Source organism: Kaistella sp. SH40-3 (genome assembly GCF_030686865.1).
Lineage (GTDB): Bacteria > Bacteroidota > Bacteroidia > Flavobacteriales > Weeksellaceae > Kaistella.
In genome coordinates, this window is record NZ_JAQYUS010000003.1 from 384,707 (window position 1) to 406,231 (window position 21,525).

The 21,525-nt window shown below is 39.1% G+C and carries 14 protein-coding genes; 12 read left to right on the forward strand and 2 right to left on the reverse strand.

The annotated features are described in order from the left end of the window. Positions 1-58 precede the first annotated feature (58 nt). Positions 59-1,042, forward strand: a complete 984-nt coding sequence (locus tag PUH65_RS07550; RefSeq protein ID WP_305519290.1) for a lipoate--protein ligase — start codon at positions 59-61, stop codon at positions 1,040-1,042. 853 nt (positions 1,043-1,895) lie between these two features. Then, on the forward strand, positions 1,896-4,454 hold the full coding sequence (locus tag PUH65_RS07555; protein ID WP_305519291.1) for a M4 family metallopeptidase: 2,559 nt from the start codon (positions 1,896-1,898) through the stop codon (positions 4,452-4,454). A gap of 293 nt (positions 4,455-4,747) precedes the next feature. Here PUH65_RS07555 and PUH65_RS07560 read toward each other — a convergent pair whose 3' ends face one another. Then, on the reverse strand, positions 4,748-6,178 hold the full coding sequence (locus PUH65_RS07560; protein WP_305519292.1) for an OmpA family protein: 1,431 nt from the start codon (positions 6,176-6,178) through the stop codon (positions 4,748-4,750). Positions 6,179-7,177: 999 nt separating this feature from the next. Here PUH65_RS07560 and PUH65_RS07565 point away from each other — a divergent pair. The 9 genes from PUH65_RS07565 (at position 7,178) to PUH65_RS07605 (ending at position 20,351) form a co-directional block, all read left to right on the forward strand. Next, positions 7,178-8,860 (forward strand): PQQ-binding-like beta-propeller repeat protein, encoded by a 1,683-nt coding sequence (locus tag PUH65_RS07565; protein ID WP_305519293.1) that lies wholly within the window; start codon positions 7,178-7,180, stop codon positions 8,858-8,860. A gap of 123 nt (positions 8,861-8,983) precedes the next feature. Next, positions 8,984-9,373 (forward strand): PleD family two-component system response regulator, encoded by a 390-nt coding sequence (locus PUH65_RS07570; protein ID WP_305519294.1) that lies wholly within the window; start codon positions 8,984-8,986, stop codon positions 9,371-9,373. Between the two features lie 145 nt (positions 9,374-9,518). Further along, complete coding sequence (locus tag PUH65_RS07575; protein WP_305519295.1) at positions 9,519-10,433, forward strand: HEAT repeat domain-containing protein; 915 nt, start codon at positions 9,519-9,521, stop codon at positions 10,431-10,433. Between the two features lie 10 nt (positions 10,434-10,443). After that, positions 10,444-11,895, forward strand: coding sequence for a glycosyltransferase (locus PUH65_RS07580; protein WP_305519296.1), 1,452 nt, complete (start codon positions 10,444-10,446; stop codon positions 11,893-11,895). A gap of 19 nt (positions 11,896-11,914) precedes the next feature. After that, entirely contained in the window at positions 11,915-12,778 is an 864-nt protein-coding gene (locus PUH65_RS07585; RefSeq protein WP_305519297.1) for a YaiO family outer membrane beta-barrel protein, read from the forward strand. 194 nt (positions 12,779-12,972) lie between these two features. Beyond that, positions 12,973-15,009, forward strand: a complete 2,037-nt coding sequence (locus PUH65_RS07590) for a DUF4838 domain-containing protein (protein ID WP_305519298.1) — start codon at positions 12,973-12,975, stop codon at positions 15,007-15,009. Positions 15,010-15,817: 808 nt separating this feature from the next. Next, positions 15,818-17,176 (forward strand): PQQ-dependent sugar dehydrogenase, encoded by a 1,359-nt coding sequence (locus PUH65_RS07595; RefSeq protein WP_305519301.1) that lies wholly within the window; start codon positions 15,818-15,820, stop codon positions 17,174-17,176. A 468-nt stretch (positions 17,177-17,644) separates the two neighbouring features. Further along, positions 17,645-18,412 (forward strand): TSUP family transporter, encoded by a 768-nt coding sequence (locus tag PUH65_RS07600; RefSeq protein WP_305519303.1) that lies wholly within the window; start codon positions 17,645-17,647, stop codon positions 18,410-18,412. Positions 18,413-19,745: 1,333 nt separating this feature from the next. Next, the gene (locus tag PUH65_RS07605) at positions 19,746-20,351 is read left to right on the forward strand and encodes a transposase (protein WP_305519305.1); all 606 of its coding nucleotides are present in this window, start codon (positions 19,746-19,748) and stop codon (positions 20,349-20,351) included. Positions 20,352-20,973: 622 nt separating this feature from the next. On the opposite strand, the gene PUH65_RS07610 is transcribed toward PUH65_RS07605, so the two are convergent. Further along, positions 20,974-21,144, reverse strand: a complete 171-nt coding sequence (locus PUH65_RS07610; RefSeq protein WP_305519307.1) for a hypothetical protein — start codon at positions 21,142-21,144, stop codon at positions 20,974-20,976. A gap of 61 nt (positions 21,145-21,205) precedes the next feature. On the opposite strand from PUH65_RS07610, the gene PUH65_RS07615 reads away from it, so the two are divergent. Then, positions 21,206-21,388, forward strand: a complete 183-nt coding sequence (locus PUH65_RS07615; RefSeq protein WP_305519309.1) for a hypothetical protein — start codon at positions 21,206-21,208, stop codon at positions 21,386-21,388. Positions 21,389-21,525 lie beyond the last annotated feature (137 nt).

Here is a 21,525-nt window from a genome sequence, read left to right on the forward strand (position 1 = left end):
ACTACTCACACGCATCCATCTCAAATAATTCTCTTATTTTTGCACCAAAGAAAAACCTATGCTCCTCATCGACTCCCCTTCCCACAACGCATATTTCAACATTGCCTCTGAAGAATATCTACTTCATAAATTTCCCACTGAAGATATCTTTTTATTGTATGTAAATGCTCCCTCGATTATTGTCGGGAAATTTCAGAATACCCTGGCAGAAATTAATCTGGATTATGTGACGGAAAAAGAAATTAAGGTGGTACGAAGAATGTCTGGTGGCGGTACCGTGTACCACGATTTAGGCAACCTTAATTTTTCGTTTCATACCCTTTTGGGTCAGAATGACTTTGGTGATTTCTCCTTTTTTACACAACCCGTATTAAATGTACTCAATCAATTAGGCGTACCCGCCGTTTTACAAGGTCGAAACGATTTGTTGGTCGACGGTAAAAAATTCAGCGGAAACGCTAAACTCGCCCGTCATGGGAAAATGATTCAGCATGGTACCATCCTCCTCGATTCTGAAATGGAAGTTTTAGGGGAAGCCTTAAAAGTGAATCCTTTAAAATTCATCGACAAAGCCATTAAATCAACCCGTTCGCGAGTGACCAACCTCATCAATTATTTACCGAAAGAAACCACTACAGCCGATCTTAAACAATTGCTTACCGAGGAGATTATGAAAAATAATCCCGATGCCAAACGTTATGAATTAACAGAAGAAGATCTGCAGGGCATTCAACAACTTATGACCGAAAAGTATGAAACTTGGGACTGGAATTTCGGTTTTTCACCCAATTATAATTTCAAGAAAGCCATTAAAATTCCGGCGGGTTTTATTGAAGTGCATCTCGATGTGGAGCACGGCATGATTCAAAAAGCAAAAATATTCGGAGACTTCTTTGCCTCGAAACCAATTGAGGAACTGGAAGAACTGCTGATTGGCAAGAAACATGAAATTACGAATCTGAAAGAACTTTTTTCTACAATTGATTTAACAGAGTTTTTTGGAAAAGTAACTTTGGAGGAAGTGTTGGAAGGGTTTAAATAAAGGTTTTGATTGAGTAAAAAGATCCAATCTTGAAATCGAAGATTCGAAGATTCAAATAAAAATATAATATAATATAAGAGAGTCAATTTTGGTTCTTTTGCTTCAAGACAAACCATTTCTAATGGTTCGCTGATTCCATTAATAATAAAAGATTGAAGCAAAAGAAATTAATATTAAAATTAGTTTTAAATCACGTAGCTTCGACAGGCTCAGCCACCAGGAGGTCTTAATTAAATTAACCAATATCGACTTAGGAGACTTTTGCGTAAATAAAAATTGTAATTTCTTCCACATAAATTACCTAACTTATAGCCGCATAAAAATCCCCACTGTTTGAGTGGCGGCAAAACATCTCATTCATAAAAACCCATCAAATTTCCGCCCGAGTTTGGGGATTTTGTTAAAGAAATTTCAATTTTTTAGCAAAAGAATCCAGTCTTGAACTTTTGTTTCTTTTGTTTCAAGACAAAAGAAATTAACAAGAAAATAAAAGTCTTTTTTTGTCAGCCTAAATAGTGAAAGATTTTTTTCAACTCTGAATCAGAATCCACCCCAAAAAACCTCCCACCCTTTTTCATGCTGAGTTCGTCGAAGTAAGGGTCGGCAAAAGAATGTTTCGGAAATTTTGATAAAAATCTTTTTGATCAGCACATTTCAAATCGCCTCAATCATTTTCGGGAAATTTTAAACCTTATGAATTCCTCACGAAGCACTCATTTTACATCAATTAAAACATAATAATATAGCCTCTCTTATTGTTACGACAGGATTCCTTTAAATTATTTTCATTTCTGTTAATAAAATACACATTTACTTACCAAAACCTTTATATTTGTCACAAATCAATGTATTTATGAAAAGACTATTATTTTCCGCTTTGTCTTTGTCTTTTGTTTACGGTTTTTCACAGGAATCGCAACAATTAGTAAAGTTAAAGCAACAAGGCAATGCTACTGTTAGCATCAGCAAAAGCACTTCTAACCCCAATTTTATACGATTCGAAAATCCAGGCGGACTTCAACTGAAATCAGCGCAAACGAATGCCAAAGTAGAAGAGTTTTTAAAAACCAACTTTAACGCATTTAATTTGCAATCAGAAAAGGATATGGTTTTTGTGGAAGCAAGAACAGACAATTATGGCTTGAAGAATGTCATTTACAGACAGGTTTTTAAAGGCGTTCCAGTTTATGATGGTCTTTTGAAATTTCATTTTAATGAAAAAGAACAACTAACTTCCATTAACGGAAATACCATTTCTGCAATTAAAGTCAATACAATTCCGACCGTTTCTCAAACTGAAGCAGCGGTCATTGCGAAGAATTTAGTAGCCGGGCAGGAACTCAATCTTTCAGGTGATCCTTTACAAATTGGTAAAAACAATCTTTTAATATTTCCAAAAAACCTGGTACAGGGCGGACAGGTAAGTTCTTATCTCGCCTATGAAGTTGAAGTCACCAACCAAAACGATGTTAGAGAATTCTTATTCATCGATGCCCATACAGGAGAACTGGTAGAGCAATTTACCGGCATCCATCCTATCGATAGAAAATTGTATGAAAAAAGCCGTACTGCGGCGAACCTCAAATGGAAAGAAGGGGATGCGTTTCCAGGAACTTTAGATAAATGGCAACAAAGTGAAGTCATTACTTCTGAACATGTGTATAATTTCTTCAAGAACGCATTTAATTATACCTCCTTTAATAACGCAGATGCCTCGATGATTACCGTGAACAATGATCCCAATATTTCTTGTCCTAACGCTAACTGGAATGGAGTCACTGCTAACTACTGTACAGGAACTGCATCTGATGATGTGGTAGCACACGAGTGGGGACATGCTTACACCGAATACACGAGTGGCTTAATTTACCAGTACCAGTCAGGAGCACTGAATGAATCGTACTCCGACGTGTGGGGCGAAACCATCGATTTACTAAACGGTTATGATGACGATGGCGAAAATTTAGATATCAGAACCACCACCACTTGCTCAGGCACCCAACGTTGGAAAATGGGTGAAAAAGCAACTGCTTTTGGAAGTCCAATCCGGGACATGTGGAATCCGAACTGTAATAATAATGCCGGTCGTGTTTTAGATACTGGTTATTATTTCTGCGGCACAACTGACTCCGGAGGTGTACATCAAAACTCTGGGGTAACCAATCATTTATATGCTTTGTTGGTCGATGGCGGCACCTATAATGGCTATACGATTTCTGGAATTGGCTTTGTTAAGGCAGCCCATTTATGGTGGAGAGCCCAAAAGAATTATTTGACACCAACCAGCGATTTTGCTATTTTCGCAGATGCCCTAGAAGCCGCAGCGACGGATTTAATCGGCATCAATTTACAAGGTTTATCAACAAGCAACGTACCGGCAGGATTAAGCGGGGAATCCTGGTCAGCCAGTGATATTCAAAATCTTCAAAACGCCCTACTTTCGGTACAGTTAAGAATGTCACCAAACACGCAATGTAATTATCAACCGATTTTGAAAGCAACTCCGGCATTGTGTGACGCTTCTACAATGGGTGCAATATTTACAGAAACATGGGAAAATGGTTTAGGAAACTGGACGGTTTCTAATGTACCAACCAATCCATCATCTTGGGAACAAAGAAACTGGATGGTGCAATCTAATTTACCAAAAGGAAGAACAGGTAAAGGTATTTTTGGGGCCGATCCCGTCAATGGAAATTGCACCACCAGTATGCAAAACGGAATTCTGCGTTTAGACAGTCCTTTAATCACTTTCCCAACTTTTACTGCTGGCAAATACGAAATGGCATTTAACCATTATGTTGCAACAGAAGCAAAATGGGATGGTGGAAATATCAAGTACAGTTTAAATGGCGGAGACTGGAAGTTGCTGCCGAGAACTGCTTTCACTCAAAATCCATACAATACCACGCTAGACGGCTCTTCCCAAAGCGACAATCCACTCAAAGGGCAGGTTGCATTTAGCGGAACTGATGGGGGCTCATTAATGGGAAGTTGGGGACAAAGCGTCATCGACTTGTCAAAAATTGGCGTTAATTCCGGTGCAAATATCAAGTTCAGATTCGAAATGGCGACAGATGGCTGCAACGGCAACGACGGTTGGTATCTAGACGAAATCTACGTTTACAACTGTACAGAACCCTTGCTTGCGGTAAGCAACTCTTCCTTGAAAAATGGATTACAGGTCTTCCCGAATCCAACTTCAGGAGTACTGACTATTCAAAACAACAGTCAGTTAAAACTAAATACCGTGCAGGTTTATTCGATGACAGGACAGCTGATCAAGAGTTTTAAAGTAGAGAATTCTATGAAGAATACCACCATCGACTTAAGTGCTTTTGCAAAAGGAACGTATATCGTAAAAGTAAATTCTGACAAAGAAAGCAGCAACATAAAAGTGATTAAGAATTAAAGGGTTACTTAAAAAAATAATCATCGTTATAACAATCCGGGAGAGTTTACTTTTCCGGATTTTTTTTGTGAACCAGTAACCCGATGAAGAACCAAGTAAAACACCCTAATAAAGAAAACAAATTCATCACAAAAAAAACACTAAACACACAGAATCGCTAATTCCCCTCCCCCTGGAAAGGGATCCGAAAGGGGTGGATGGTCCAGCAGTCATCCAGACAACCAACCACTATTCATCAAACAAAGAAAGCCACGGAATCGTGGCTTTCTTTAGAATCTTAAAACATAAAAATATTATTTTGCTTCAAAATAAACTCTTCTGTTTGCTCTGTTTTTCCATTCCGGACATTTGCTCGCTGGGTTACATTCCGGATATTTAAGGTTGGTCTCACCTCTTCCTATCGCATCAAGTTTACCTGAACTTACGCCATTTTGGATCAAATAATTTTTAACGTTATTGGCTCTTCTTTCAGAAAGTTTCTGATTATAAACAGCACTACCTGAAGTATCCGTTCCACCGATCACGTTGTAGGCTCCAGCAGAAGAATTGATATAGTTGGCCGCATTATTAAGGATAGGCGTATTGGACGGTAAAATGCGGTCAGAATTCAAATCAAATTCAATTCCTTCCAGCACTCTGGCATTATCACCTACCACTGATGAAGCGTTCATAGGACAACCATTGTTTTCAACAGGTCCCGGAACAGTAACACATTTGTCGTATAAATCAATAACACCATCTAAATCGATATCCAATGCTACACCAGCACCATCAACTCTCGCTCCGGCAGGAGTATCCAATTGTCTATCCCAGTCATCACACACCCCATCGTTGTCTGCATCACCTGATTTACACACTTCAACATCATCGATTTTAGCAGCCAATACATCCGCTCTGTAATACATTTCCTGCAATGGATCATGCCAGAATAAGTGAGAAGCATGTTTTCCTAAATTCAAGGTAGCACCTAAAGTCAAATTGAAGAAATTATCTGACGAGTTATCATTTACTGATCTTCGAGCACCGTCGAAAGTATCATCTCCGGTATATACATACATTCCTCTTGCTTCAAGATCTAAAGAGCGGGACGCACGGAATTTTAAACCTGCACCGGCCTGTCCGAACAGACTTCCAAGTTTGAAAGGTTTCACTTCTTTCACCAATTGTTGGTTATAAGCTGGACCAGCATTTTGACGGTAGGCTTTGTAAGCCAAAGTGCCAACACCTGCATATCCGTGTAAAGCCCAGCGGTATGGAGATTTGTTATCCACTCTTCTCAACAGGTTAGAAAAATTCACATCACCTAAGATCGATATCGCATCGTACTGCGTTCTTGCTCCATCACCACTTAACGAAGCCACATTATCTTTAGTGTTCACAAACCCTTGTCTTGTTTCTCCTCTGTCGTACTGTAATTTCAAACCGAAAGCGTGCGTAATTGCTTTGTCAACACTAAAATATGCTGAGTATCCGATAAGGTTTTTACCCGCTCCAAATTCTTTAAGAGAATTCAAATCAGCGGAATGCATCAACGGAATACCTGCCCCTGCAGAAATTGCCCAGTCATTGAATCGTTTTGATTCCTGAGTGAAAGTGGAAACATCTGCAGACCCGGAGGTATATGCATTGGGATAATTACCTGTAGAACTCTGTATTGAATCCTGCGCAAATACGGCTGTCGGTAAAATTACCGCTAATGCCAAACTTGTTAAATTTAATTTCATATCTAAATTATTTATTAATTTCTATTTTACTGCCCTTGTAAGGATCCTATTTTAATTTTTAAAGGCGCCTAACCCACTTTCAAGTTCTATGCCAATTTGTGTTAAAAATCAAAATAAATTCATAACAACAAGAGAAATAAAAGAGATATACAGACTATTCTTAAAAGAAGGAAAAGCGACATATTTCTTTTTTTTTAAAAGTCCAAAACCCCATGTAGTGAAACGATGCAAGAAAAAATGACAGCTTTCGGGATACTCATTTTTTAATGGGTGAAAATTTCAATCACAAAAGCAACAAAAGTTTTTTTTCACTTGTAAGAGGTTAAACGTTCAAAAAAGGAGTAATACACAATATAGTCTTCGATACAAAAGGTTTTCATTTTTTAGTTCTTTTGTCTTGAAATCGGAGATTCGACGTCGTCAAACAAAAGAACTTCCCCGCTCTCCCCAGCATATTAACTTCGGAGCATTTATAGACTGTACCCGTATTCATCTGCCAGAGTAATACTCTCTTCTTAAAAAAAATGCACCTCCCAAAAATAAGGCTCCTGAGTCGGGAGACTTTGGAACTTTGTTTTAGAAATATAATAATTATGAAGAGAGAGTTTATTATGGCTCAAAGTCAGAGACTTTGTGCAGCAGCGGAGACTTGGGAGAGCAGAATGGCATTTTATAATAGAAAAAGCATCGTAGGTAAGCCTGACCTCAAGATGCAATCGTTCCGTAGTTTGGGGAATGTCAATCACGTTATACACTCTACGAAGCAATGTAACAAATGTCCTTAAAATTGATTATTGTTTAAAGTATTTTATATTCCTAAAATTACCGCGTCTGAATAGAATACCCATGAAACCATCTAAAAAAAATAAATGGCATTTTTTTTAAATCAAAATTTACTGTATATTTGCGGCCGCAAAAAAACAACTGGTGAAACATGACCCACCATATCATGTTTCACCAGCGTACCAAATCCGCAAATTAGATAATAAAAAAATCATTATGATAAAAAAAATACTTAGTATTCTGGGAGTAACTTCCCTTCTGTTTGCAGTATCGTGTAGACAGGACGGAGTAGAATTAGAAAATGCAGCGTCCAACAACAATGACCTTATCCTCAATTCCGATGTTAATTTATTAAGCAAAAGAATCGATTTCAAAAATTCAGGTATTCTAAACCTGAATATGGGGTTGGGTCACAGAGGTGATGTTGCACGAGCAGGAGATTTCCCATTGGTCTTGGTGGCTGAATTGGCACCTCCTGTTTATGAAGGAAAAACACTTCGTGCTACGCATGTGGCAGTGGAAGGAAACTACGCTTACGTGTCCTACAATACAGAAGGACCTTCTTATTTAGGAGCAATTGAGGTGATCGACATCACCAATCCAAATGTCCCAAAATTGGTAATGCAGGCGATAACACCTAATATTGACATCAGTGCAGTTCGTTATGATAACGGGGAATTGTATGTCGCAGGTGCTACTGACGTAGATGTATCCAACACTAAAACGGCCGCATTTGTAGCCAGAATGACGCTTAGCGGTGGTTTACTCAGCAACAGTTTCGTCAATACCGCTCTTCCCGGAAAAGTAGGGACCGATGTAACGACCAACACCGCTAGGTACTATGCAGTATCTGGCGCCACGGGAACTTTAAGCCAATTGAATAAAGCGGATAATAAAATAGAATTCAGCATCTCGCTTCCAGATCTTCGCGCTGTAGGAATTAACGGAAATAAAATTGTTGTATTGAGCGGAACAGACGGCGTTAAAGTATTTGATGCCAACGGACTGACTCCAGTTTCTTCTTTTGCGGCGTATACCGATATCGCAGAAGCAAAGAGAACCATCGATTTTATGGGCGAAAAACTCTTGGTTTCTCAGGGTAAAAATGGCGTAGCGGTTTATAATTTGAACTCGGGAACGAAAATTCAGACTCTTCCTTTACCGACAGCAGTACCGGGTGTGGATGAGCAGGACATTGTAACCAACGGTGTTTCTGTGAATGCAGATAAAGTATTTGTGGCCAATGGAGGAGCCGGTTTATATGTCTATGAAAACAAAGCCGGACAACTGGATCTATTGGGATCTATTGATTTACAGGGTTCTTCGAACTATGTAATGAGTAAAGGTGACTATATTTTTGTGGCTTCCGGAACAGGACTGAAAATTATTAAATATGTTGCTCCCGAAAACGGAGTGGTCAACTGCAGTTCTTATGCACAATATACAGGCGGAGAATGGCTGAATGTAAACTCAGGACAAACCCTTGAGTTTGGAGGCACCAAAAGCCTTAAAGGGATAAACGTTAACCAAATGCTAAGTTGGTGCGGAGCGCTTACCGCGACGGAAGGAGTAAATGTCAACAGCAACGCGACCTTCAATATGTATGGGAAACTCTACCAAGGAAGTCAGCAGAACCCTTGGAATGCTTTAAATATCAACAGTGGTTCACTGTTCAACCTGGAAGGTGATTTAACGACGTACGGGAATATGACTTTGAACAGTAACGGAACATTAAAAGTTAAGGGTAACGTAACTATTTTCGGCGACCTTACTTTAAACCAAGGTTCTAAAATCGAATTTGTAGGAACCGGATCAACCATTACAATCCACGGGAAAGTGACTAAGAATGGGACTTCTACGATAACAGGAACCTATTCAGATACAAATCATAAATTATAATTCCGAAAGAATACATAATTTTAAAAGAGGAGTCACCCCTAAAGTGGCTTCTCTTTTTCATTTTTATGGATATGGAAAAATTGCTTAACTTGTGTATTAATATATTTGCGTTGACGTAATTCTATGAAGAACAAAATATTAATTGTGGAGAAAAATGAAATCATCAGATACTCCATCCTACATGTTTTAAAAAGAGAAGGGTATGACACCATTTCCGTATCAGACGGAAAAAGTGCACTCGATTTATTAAACACTAAAAAATTCGACATCTTAATTATTAATATTCTGCTTCAGTATTATTCAGGATTCGAAATCATCAGTTTAATTCGCAGCAGAGAAGACTTACAACACACCAAAATCGTCGTTATCTCCAATAATTTCACGGCAGACAACATGTACAGGCTTTATCAAATGGGCATTGACGATATGATTAAGAAGCCTTTTCAGCCAATGGAGATGATCTGTAGAATTGCAAAACTGAATGAACTCATAAAAAAAGAGGATCGTGAATAGATTCCTTTCAGACTTTCCCCGGTATCTGTTGTATTTGATCCTGTTCAATTTTTTTATCATTGTACTGGGGGTAATTTTAGTTTATCTCTACAATTTATCTTCCTCAATTTATAAGAAGAGGAAAGAAAAGTTAGAGGCCAGGTTGATGAAATTACTTCGTGAACTCCTGTTGGATAAGAGCGATATTGAACTGAACGACTTAGCCCCTTTCATAGCATTGGGCGTTCAACGACAAAAAAGGATTCGGAAAGTTTTTATTGAATGCCTCACGCACTACTCCTGTTTTCTGGATGGAAATGAAGGTAAAAATATCGTGAAAATTTATAGTTTACTTGGTCTGCAGGAACAAAAAATAAAAGAACTCTCGAGCAGCTCTACTTCCAGGATCATTCACGCAATAGATGAACTCACAAGATTTAAAGTACCGGTAAAACGCGAAACAATGGTAAGGTTTCAAAAAAGTAAAAACAGCATGATTCGAGAACTGGCCAATTCTTATACGTTAACAATATATAATGATAACATCTACGACTTTTTCAGCTTTAATGAAGATTCATTTACAAAATGGAAGAACCTCACCTATTTCCAATTGATCATTAACAGAACTGACCTTAGGAAACCTCATTTCGCTCAATGGATTAGTCCGGAATACCAACCCACGGTCATTATTTTAGCAATGGATTTAGCCTCTTATTATTATCAGCAAAATGCTGCCGAAAAGATACACCCAATGCTAACTACGCCTGATTGTGCACTTCGGTTTGAAATGATTAATAATTTAGGAAAACTAAACTATAATACCTCCCCTCCGATATTAATGGAACTATATGGCATAGAAAAAGACATAAGGTGTAAAAGAGAAATTATTAAAAGCCTTGGATACATGACCCACCATACAGTACAGGTAACCGATTTTCTAAAAGAAGCCTTAGAAAAAGAAAGTAGCGTTAATTTAAGAAAAGCGATCATTATTGCTTTAAAGCGGGCCACTTCGGAATCTATGATCCCATCGGTTAATTTCCCGACCCTGGAGAAGGAATTACACATTCATAATCAATAACACTATTTTGATGGACTTTATTAATTATCTCATCGACTTCATTGAAAACATTTTATATTCGAAGGGTTTTTATCTTTTTATTACTTCCATAGCAGTATTGGTATTCAGTACTTTTTTGATCATCAATATCGTATCTTATATTGCAATCAGAAGGTTTCTTTTTATTCGGAAGTTCAACCAGGGCTTACAGTTATCGGTAATGAATGATGCACCAGGCATCAGTATTATTACGGGAGCTTATAATGAATCAGTGACCATAATTGATAATGTGCATTCCCTACTGTCGCTAAACTACCATAAATTTGAGTTGATCGTGGTGAACGATGGAAGTAAAGATGATACATTAGAAAAAATGATTGCAAAATTCGATCTTGTTGAAAGCCATTATGTTTTCGAGACCATTATCCCCTGTGAGCCTATTAAAAAAATATACCGTTCGCGGGATTTAGCGTATAAGAGTCTGGTTGTCGTAGACAAAATCAATGGAGGCGGAAAAGCAGATGCCATCAATGCCGGATTAAATATTGCGAAGTATGATTATTTTCTAAACATCGACGTGGACTGTATTTTAGATTTTGATGCACTTAATCTCATGATGGAAGTTGTGCTCAATGAAAAGAAACGGTGCATTGGCGTGGGCGCAACCCTTCGAATGTCCAACAGCAGTATTGTGAACCGCGGAACTCTTGAAGAGATTAAAGCACCGAAAAATATCCTGGTTCGTTTTCAGGAACTGGAATACATCCGTTCTTTTATCCTCGGAAAAATGGCCTGGTCTTATATGAATGCTTTGCCCAATATCTCCGGAGGATTGGGCCTTTTCGATAAAGAAATTGTTTTAAATATTGGCGGCTATGATAAACATTCCTTAGGCGAGGATATGGATTTGATATTCCGCCTGGTGGTTCACATGCAGGAGAACAAGCAGGAATACTGTATCCGCAGTATCCCTCAGACGCTTTGCTGGACGGAAGGTCCCGATACTTTGAAAATTCTTATCAGGCAGCGTGTACGATGGGCACGCGGACTATTTCAGATTTTAAAAAAGAACCGCAGGGTTTTATTCAATCCCAAATACGGAAAAATGGGCTTCATCATTTACCCCTACAATCTTTTTTTTGAATTTCTATCTCCGTTTGTCGAAATTAGCGGTATTCTAATTTTCTTCTATTTTCTTTTTATTTATAAAACGCTTTTAGTAGGGTTATTAATGACGACATTTACCATAATGACTTTTTATATCGCCTTAAGTTTTTCCTCAGTGTTCATGGACCGAAAAATATTTAATTATTATAAATCGGGAAGCACCACTTTAGGAATCTCCGCGATGGCTTTTCTGGAACCTTTTTTATATCATCCGCTCATTATCTATTGTGGCCTCAGGGGGTATTATGATGAGTTGATCGGTAAGAAAAAGGTATGGGGAGAAATGACGAGAAAGGGATTTTCTAAAAACAATTAATTCAAATCAAGTTAAAAAAATGGACTGTAAAACACTTCTTTTTTTCACCCTGTTTATTTCTGGAGCAATTTTCGCCCAAAGCGAGACTTCTGATTCAGCAATGGTTATCCAAAATCAGGGAACAACCTTAATAGGAACTTCTGTAAAACAACAAAAAGATTCTCTTTCTGAGAAGAAGCAGAATCAAATCGGCATCATGCATCTTCAGAGCGTTTATGACAGTGGCTTATCGACAATGAGCATCACTTCTGTGCAGTATCTGAGGAGAATTAATAATGAAAACGTGACGGTCATCGGAAGGGTCAACATCAGGGCGCGTGCAAAAACGTCAAGTACCAAATACGATCTGGAAGCCTACATCAAACACGGTAAAAAACATTACTCTTTTGTTGGGGCAAGCGTCTCCGATCAAAAAATGTTTCCCGGCTTCGAAGCTTCTTATTCCTTTTACAGCGCATTGAAGAAGGGATGGGAACTCGAAACTGGAGTTAAGTATTTATCTGCAGAAAACTTCAGTCTTTTTACACCCGTTATAGGTGCGGCCAAGGAATTTGGGAATAACTTAGTAACGTTCCGCAATTTCTTCACCTTTACACAGAACGAATTTTATTACGCCAATATCTTATCCTGGAAAAATTTCTTTAATGAAAAAAGAGATTATTTTTCTCTGATGACCGGCTTTGGTAATGCACCGGACAGCAAAAACATTGATTTCTCAGAGGGGTTCATCAGCAATGAATCTTTCTTTGTAGGTTTGGGATATGAAAAAAACCTAAAACCTTTCAAACTTTCAGCCTCCTCGGTTTACAACAGAAATAATTACAGTATCGGTCGAAAATTTAATCAGTTCGATTTTTATCTCAATTTATTTTATGATTTCTAAATCAATAGATGCGCTACTTCTTTTTATTAATCTTAACCATTTCGATGAGCAGTCTTTTTAAAGCTGCCGAACAGGGCGTGCAACTCGCGCAGGGCGGTTATTCCAGCTATCAGATACTCCTTGCTGAAAATGCTTCTGCCACAGAGCAGAAAGCTGCTGAAGTACTGCAGCACTATTTTTATCGGGTTACCCGCGTGCAACTCCCTATTACCCGAATCAGAGAAGAGTCAAAACCGTACATCAATATTGGGAAGACTTCTGTTCCAGAAAAAGAAAATTCCGCAGAAAGTTTTACCATTAAAAGTAAAGGAAAGGAAATTCTGATCCGCGGCGAAGATGGAAAGAGTACGCTTTATGGTGTTTATTACTTTATAACGCATTATCTGCACTGCAGAAAATGGGCGCCTAACGAAAAAGCAGAGTGTCCCAAAATCCCGAATTTGAAAATCCAGTTTCCGATTTACGTGGAAAAGACTCCCTCATTTGAGTATCGGGAAGTGTACAGCACCGCAGAAAATGACCCCGAATATATGGAATGGTACGGACTACATCACCTGGATGATTTATGGGGGTTATGGGGACACTCCTTCAGCAAACTGGTCCCTTCTTCCCTATTCAGCCGCCATCCCGAATATTTTTCCCTGGTCGATGGTAAGCGCCGTACGGATCAACTGTGCCTGTCCAGTGAAGACGTTCTGCAACTTACTTATAATACGCTGGACCATTACTTTAAGGAAAATCCAACGGCCAGATACTGGTCAGTAAGTCCCAATGACAACAACAATTACTGCGAATGCGACCTTTGTCGAAAGACCGATGATGAGGAAGGAGGTCCGCAGGGCTCCCTTACTCGCTTTGTGAATAAAGTCGCAGCACATTATCCAGAAAAAACTTTCACGACCCTGGCGTATGGTGCTGCGCTGCAACCACCTCTAAAAACGAAACCCAGAAGCAATGTTGTCGTTTTCCTCAGTAATATAGACATTTACAGAAATCATCCGGTTTCTACAGAACCTTCTGCAGCAAGTTTCAGAACAATTTTAAAGGGTTGGCAAAGCCTGACTTCCCGTATTTTTATTTGGGATTATTATACCCAGTTTACCCATTATTTAGCACCTTTTCCGGACGTGCACAATATCGGCGGGAATATGACCTACTATCAAAACCAAGGGATCAGCGGAATTTTCGCACAGATGGGCGGGCACACCTACGTCGATCAAAATGAATTGAAAACTTATATCCTTTCCCGTAAACTTTGGGATGCCGACCTGAGCGACGCAGACCTGACCGATGAATTCCTTAATGGCTATTATGGGAAAGCCGCACCGGTCATTAAAGGATATATGCTCCAACTGAAAGCAGCGCTTCAGGACTCGGGCCGAAGCCTGGATATATATGGCAATCCAGTAAATGAGTACAATTCCTATCTGACGCCCGAGAATATGGAGGACTTCAGTAACCAATTTGATGAGGCAGAAAAATTGGCAGGAAACACGACGATCCGCCAAAGAATTCAAAAACTTCGTTTAGCGTTTGATTACACTTACCTACAGCAGGCACGCTTTTACGGCCTTGAAAAACATGGTATCTTCACAAGAAACAGCTCCGGTAAATTAAACGTCAGAGAAGGATTGCCCTTAAGAGTAAAAAGATTTGTAAAAAATGCTGAATCTTCTGGTGTAAAGGAACTTTCGGAAGGAGGCGCCTCACCCGCAGATTATTACAAGGAATGGGAGCGTATTTTTGAAAATGGCATTATTGAGAATAAGGCCCTAGGTGCAAACGTGCAGTTCCATACTCCGTTTATCCCCGATTATCCAGCTAAAAAACAAGCCACCCTCACCGACGGAATGTACGGATTTCAGGATTTCAGTTACAACTGGCTGCTGTTTGAAAATGGGTTTTCAGTGACTCTGGATCTTTCTGAAGAAAAACAGGTGCATACGATAACTGTTGACTTTCTGGAAGATCAAAAACATTGGATCTTTCTGCCACAATCGGTGCATATCCAGGGCTCCACAGATGGCATGACTTATAGGGAATTGGCAAAGAAAATTCAGTTCCTTACCGAAGAGGAGTACACTACAGGAACCCACAAAGCCCGCTTTTCAGTAAAGGAGAATTTTCGGTTTTTAAAAGTTTCGGCTGTCGCTATTCCTTCGCTGCCCAGTTGGAAAACGGGTAAAAATAAAAAACCGCTGATGGGTGTTTCAGAAATAGGGGTAGAATGAAAGAAACAAGGTTCAAAGTCAGACACTTTTCGCAACAAAGTTTTTCGCAACAGTTTTTTTTTATATTCTTTTGTCTTGAAATCGAAGATTCGACGACACAAATAAAACATAAAAATACGAGATCCAAGTCTTGAAAAGACAAAAGAAATTAACATTAAAATTATTTTTCAAATCACGTTGCTCCGAATCCCTCACCCACCAACGTGCCTGTTTCACTCCTACCCTTCCATTCATTTTTTCAAATCAAAATAATTTTATATATTTGAAGTAATGACGTGTTGCAAAACACTCATATTTTTTTTCATCATTTGTGTTTGAGGAGTTTAATTAATTTTAAACTCCTTTTTTATTGTTGCCGTCAGATAATAACTTTATTTCACTACGAACCATAATCCACCCACTATTTTAACAGCCACTTCAAATTACTAGTTAAATAAAACTAAATTAAATAGTTAAAATCAGGTTTATTAACGCTGACCAGATACAGAATCAATAAATATATTTGTAATGGTAAAACACAGTTGATTAAAAAGAAAAGGATCCGTTTTTGAAGTGTTCCTTTTTTTTGTTATTCGCAAATAGATCGCGCGGATTTACAATTCGCCGCTACGGAAAGCAGATAAAATAACTGCTTCATAATTTATAGATACTTTCTCAAAAGACATACTGTGTAAAAAGTCACGGATTACAAATCCTCGGCATCGGGAAAATAAATCCGCAACCTCGGGAAATTCCCAATAAATCATAATTAATATTTTATTTATAAAAATAACAACTAACCTCACAAAACCGTAAAAACCAACTTATTATGAATAAAATACTCCTTCTATCAGGAATTTTTTCTGCAGTATTATTCTATTCACAAGATATTGTACTTGCCGAATTTGCCTCAGGATTAACAAGTCCTGTTGAGATCGCACATGCCAATGACAGCAGACTTTTTGTTGTTCAGCAGAATGGAATCATCCAAATTATTCAGCCAAACGGAACAGTCAATTCCACTGCATTTCTGAACATCAGCACGAAAATAACGTTCAGTGGAGAAAGAGGACTTTTGGGGCTGGCTTTTCATCCCCAATATACCACCAATGGTTATTTCTACGTATATTACAACAACACTGCGGGCAATATCACCGTTGCAAGATATTCGGTGAATTCGGCAGATCCGGATACAGCAGAGCCTGCTTCTGAAAAAATAGTACTCAATATCACGAAACCTTTTGAAAACCACAACGGCGGCAGCATGCATTTTGCATCAGACGGAAAATTATGGATTTCTACAGGCGACGGCGGAAGTGCGGGAGATCCTAATAATAACAGCCAAAACAAAAATTCGCTGTTGGGAAAAATACTCAGAGTTGATGTAAACTCTACCGCAGCATATAACATTCCACCAGATAATCCATTTGTGGGAATTGATGGTGCGGATGAAATCTGGTCTTATGGACTTAGAAACGCGTGGAAGTTTTCTTTCGATGCAGCAACAGGAAATGCAATGATCGCCGACGTAGGGCAAAGTCAGACGGAAGAAATCAACAGAATGCCGATAACGCAGGCGGGCATCAATTATGGATGGCGCTGCTACGAAGGCAATAGTGCCTATAATACAACCGGCTGTGCAGACTTTTCCACCATGACTTTTCCTATTGCAGTATATAATCACACCGGTGGCAAATGCTCGATAACAGGCGGCTATGTTTACCGCGGAACTGCCTACCCGGACTTAGTTGGTAAATATATCTTTGCTGATTACTGTTCCTCCCAAATCGGAATTTTAAATGCAGACAATTCTGTAGTTTGGACCTCTGCCTTTACAGGGAATAATTTTGCCACATTCGGAGAAGATTCAGGCAAAGAACTTTATGCAGCTTCCGTAAATAACGGCAAAATTTACAAAATAAGCACCACGACGATGGCAACTGGAGAACACCCACAGCGTTCCTTTAAGATGTATCCGAATCCGGCTTCTGGAACGATTTTTATTGATGGTTTAAAAACCAACAATAACACTGCAGAAATCAATAATGCTGAAGGAAGAAAAGTTTTGGAAACCAAGGTTAAAGACGATCTAAGCATCGATATTTCGACCTTAAAATCGGGAATTTATTTCATTACCATTTCATCTGACCATCTTAAAATTTATTCTCAGAAAGTAATAATTAAATAAAAGTAAGTCCGATAGCGGGGATTTGTAACCGATGGCGCAGACTTGTCTGATGGCGCAGATTTGCAATCCGTGCCGCTATTTAACACTAATAGCCATTTTATGCCAGACTTTCGATACACTTGTCACCATTAAATCCCTGTTGGTGCGAGGAGTGAAAATAGTATAGAAATCGTTAAGTCGCGGCCATATTATGCTCATCGTTTATAATGGTGAGCAACTCAAATATATGCATATACATTAATTCTACCCAACCTATAACGACCTGTTTATTAACGCCTTTCCATTGGATGATTTTGAGAGATACAAAGATGTAAAGTTGCACAAAAGCCCTACTCTTTTCCGTCTCACTAAAATAACCAGCCGTCATGTACCAAGATCTGCTACTGTAAGGATATAAACCATAGGAATCGTAAGGCCACCCTTAGATTTTCGCTTTTAAAACTTACCTTTGAAAAAAAATGTAAACTGTTGGAAACAGAACTCTTATTCTACCTCTGCGGCGCGGCATTCTGTGCCGGATTTATTGATGCTATCGTGGGTGGTGGCGGACTAATTCAGACTCCTTTGGCCTTGGTTTTTTTACCGCATCTTCCTGTTTCTACGGTAATCGGAACCCTTAAAATTCCTGCATTCAGCGGTACGGCTATCGCGACCAGCCAATATCTTAAATATGTAAAAATCAACTGGAAGTTGCTGGGCATCATGTCGCTCATTGCATTTGTTTCAGCATTTTTAGGATCGCAACTTTTAACGGTCGTCAGCAACGATTTCATAAAACCCGTGCTATTATTCATCCTGATCGCTCTTGCTGTTTACACGTTTTTCAAAAAAAACTTCGGGCAGGCAAAAGAAAAGCAGATTCCGTGGCATACCGCTGTCATCAACGGATGTATCGTGAGTATTGCAGTGGGGTTTTATGACGGTTTCATCGGTCCAGGAACAGGCACGTTTTTTATTCTTGGTTTTGTCACCCTCTTAGGCATGGATTTCCTTCATGCCAATACCAACGCTAAACTGATTAATTTAGCCACCAATGCAGGCTCTATTACGCTATTCTTACTGAAAGGAAAAATCATCTGGTCCATTGCTCTTCCCATGGCGGCATGTAACGCATTGGGCGGCTTTATGGGCGCCAAACTGGCGATTAAAAGAGGAAACCGATTTATCCGCTATGTGTTTATGCTGGTCATATTTCTGTCGATTGCCAGATTCGGGTATGAGGTGATGTTTACATAGCTTTTGTTTCGAATGGTTTAGGAAGTTTTTGAGGCATCATGAGCAGGCGTTTTATTCATAGAAAATTCCTCTTGCTATCTTTTGAGCACTTTAACCATTTTCAGGATGATTTTCACCTACCACAAATCCCTAAAAGTCTCTTTTTTCCGGCCCTAAAAGTCTTTTTTCCCGACCCTAAAGGGTGAAAGACTTTTAGCAAAGATAAGATCGAAATATTAGGTTTATTAATAGAAACATACAATATTTCGAGAGTAATAAATTAATATCCAACTCCAGAAATCTCCCACCCTTTAGGGCTGGGGCAAAAGGAGGTTTCGTGGAGCACCTGACCTATAATAAATATTTAAAATCATTGCTGCCAGAAAAAAGAAAAAAGGAATTCTGTGTGAAGTTCTGTTTTGGAAAAAGGTTCATAAAAAAGGTTTCAGGGGGTTGATTTTGACCGACAGCGGAGTCCACAACGCTCATGAGTACAGGCAGTGATCTTTTAGGAGTTTCAGCTACGAAGTAGGGACATCGACCAGCATAGGGCGAAGCCCTATGGATAATACAAGCGTTTCCAATTCAGCCCTGAAGGGGCGGTATCATTTTTTAGCCATCGTAGGACAAGATTGCAAAAATTAGATGGTCAACGAATACAAATGCACGCCAGCGGGAAATAGCGTGGCTCAAAGTCGGAGACTTTGCGCAGCGACGGGCGAAACAGTTCTAAACGGTGGGTAGCAGCAATTTTTTCTGCAATAAACAACAGGTCCAAAGCTTGTTCCGGGTCTGATTGTTCTAAGGATTTGGCTTTAGAAATAATCTCTGTTATTTCTTGGTTTGGGTTTTTTACGATGTTTTTTGATAATTGGGAATTTGGTAAAAGAAGTAAGCGCCTGCGAACAGTGCTGCTAAAAAAATTATTCCTACAGGGATAAGACGTTTTTTCTTTAAAAATTTCATTTTATAAAACTAGAAAATTGTGAGCAATGGTTGGTATTTGTGTTGGCGGGGACTTTAATACAAAGTCTTTGTAAATATAACAAATTGAACAATTAGCGAAAACCTCGCTGCGCAAAGTCTCACTGCTGCGCAAAGTCTCCGACTTTGAGCAATTCATGATCAACAATCACTCGCTACCCTCGCTGCGCAAAGTCTCCGACTTTGAGCAATTCATTATCAACAATCACTCGCTGCCTCGCTGCGCAAAGTCTCCAGACGTAAACCTCGCTGCGCAAAGTCTCCGACTTTGAGCAATTCATTATCAACAATCTGTTATTAATAATAATTAAGTAATTTCATCTATAACTATTTTACAGTCAATACAATTTCAAAATTAAAAATAAAAGACATGAAAGATGGATACCTAATTCGAGACCAGGAAAAACCACATTTCATTACTTGCACCGTAGTAGATTGGATCGATGTTTTTACACGGAAAAATTATAGAGATATCGTGATTTCATCTTTGCAATATTGTATTAAAGAAAAAGGAATGCTCTTGTATGGTTATGTCATTATGAGCAATCATCTCCATTTAATTGTTCAGTCCAAGGATGCAAAATTATCTGATTTGATCAGGGCTTTCAAAAAATACACTGCAAAAAATATTTTAGAGACCATACAATCTGAACCGGAAAGCCGACGGGAGTGGATGCTGGAACGATTTAAAAAAGCAACTGAAACTCATGGGAGAAATAAAACATATCAGTTTTGGCAATATGGAAATCATGCGGAAGAAATATACACCTTGCCCTTTTTATGGGGTAAGCTCAACTACATCCATTTTAATCCAATCAGGGCGGGTTGGGTTGAAAAAGCGCAACACTATATCTATTCCTCGGCAAGCAATTATGTTTTGGGAAAAGGTTTGGTGAATATCGAACTCGCGGATCCGCCGATGATTAATACTGCCAAAACCAGTGAGTTTTGGATTTATAATAGTTATGAGGAATGAAATGGTGGGGCTCAAAGTCAGAGACTTTGCGCAGCTCGAGACTTTGCGCAGCAGGAGCTCAAAGTCAGAGACTTTGCGCAGCTGGTGACGCAGCAGGAGACTTTGCGCAGCTGGGAGTCGGAGACTTTGCGCAGCAGGGGAGACTTTGCGCAGCGGGGATGACTAGTGTGGCTCAAAGTCGGAGACTTTGCGCAGCGGGGGGCTCAAAGTCAGTGACTTTGCGCAGCGGGGGAGACTAGTGTGGCTCAAAGTCAGAGACTTTGCGCAGCAGGAGAAAATCACGCTTGAAAACGTCACGGATTACAAATCCGCGACATCGGGTTACAGCTACGAAGTAGCGGCATCGATCAGCATAGGGTGAAGCCCTATGGAAAATTCAAGCCGTTCCAATTCAGCCCTGAAAGGGCGGTATCATTTTTTAGTCATCGTAAGATATATTGCAAAATTAGGTGGCCAAAGAATACAAATAAGCGCCATCGGGAGAAATATAGTAAGCAATTGATGTTGACAAGCACTGTAGAAAACGTCACGGATTGCAAATCCGCGACATCGGGAATAAAAAATAACCCAAACTATGGTCAAGATTTTCTAGTATTTTTTAAAGCAAAAAACTCCAGAATAACTATTTGGAGTCGCCTGGTTTATGTTTGTGTGGTTTCAAATCAGGATTATAAATCCGCAACATCGGGTTATAAATAGGCGACATCGGGTTTTCATCAATTTCATATTGTTCTATATCGAAAATCGTCACGGATTGCAAAACCGCGCTATCGGGGAAAAAGGGTCTAAACACCCTTTCACATTCGCTACCACTATATCACCTTTGCCCTTATCTACATCGCAAAAAAAACCCTATGAAAACCCTGAAAATTTATAACATCATCGCCACAATAATCATCCTCTTACTCGTTATTTGGGTTAAAAAACTTCAAAAAGATTTGCAGGAGACCGAAGTGCTTCTTGACCAATGTTCCGACCGATATTATCAGGAAATTAATAAAGACAAATGGTACCGTATAGATCATGATCCTTATTAAATTTACTTTGCTACTCGTTGGCAAAGTCTCCAACTTTGAGCCAATCAACTACAGCACCCTCTGCTGCCTGAAGCTTTTCGTGTGATCGCATCCAAAATGAAGCTTTCTTTCTTTTCTGTATTGTGTAATATGATCTT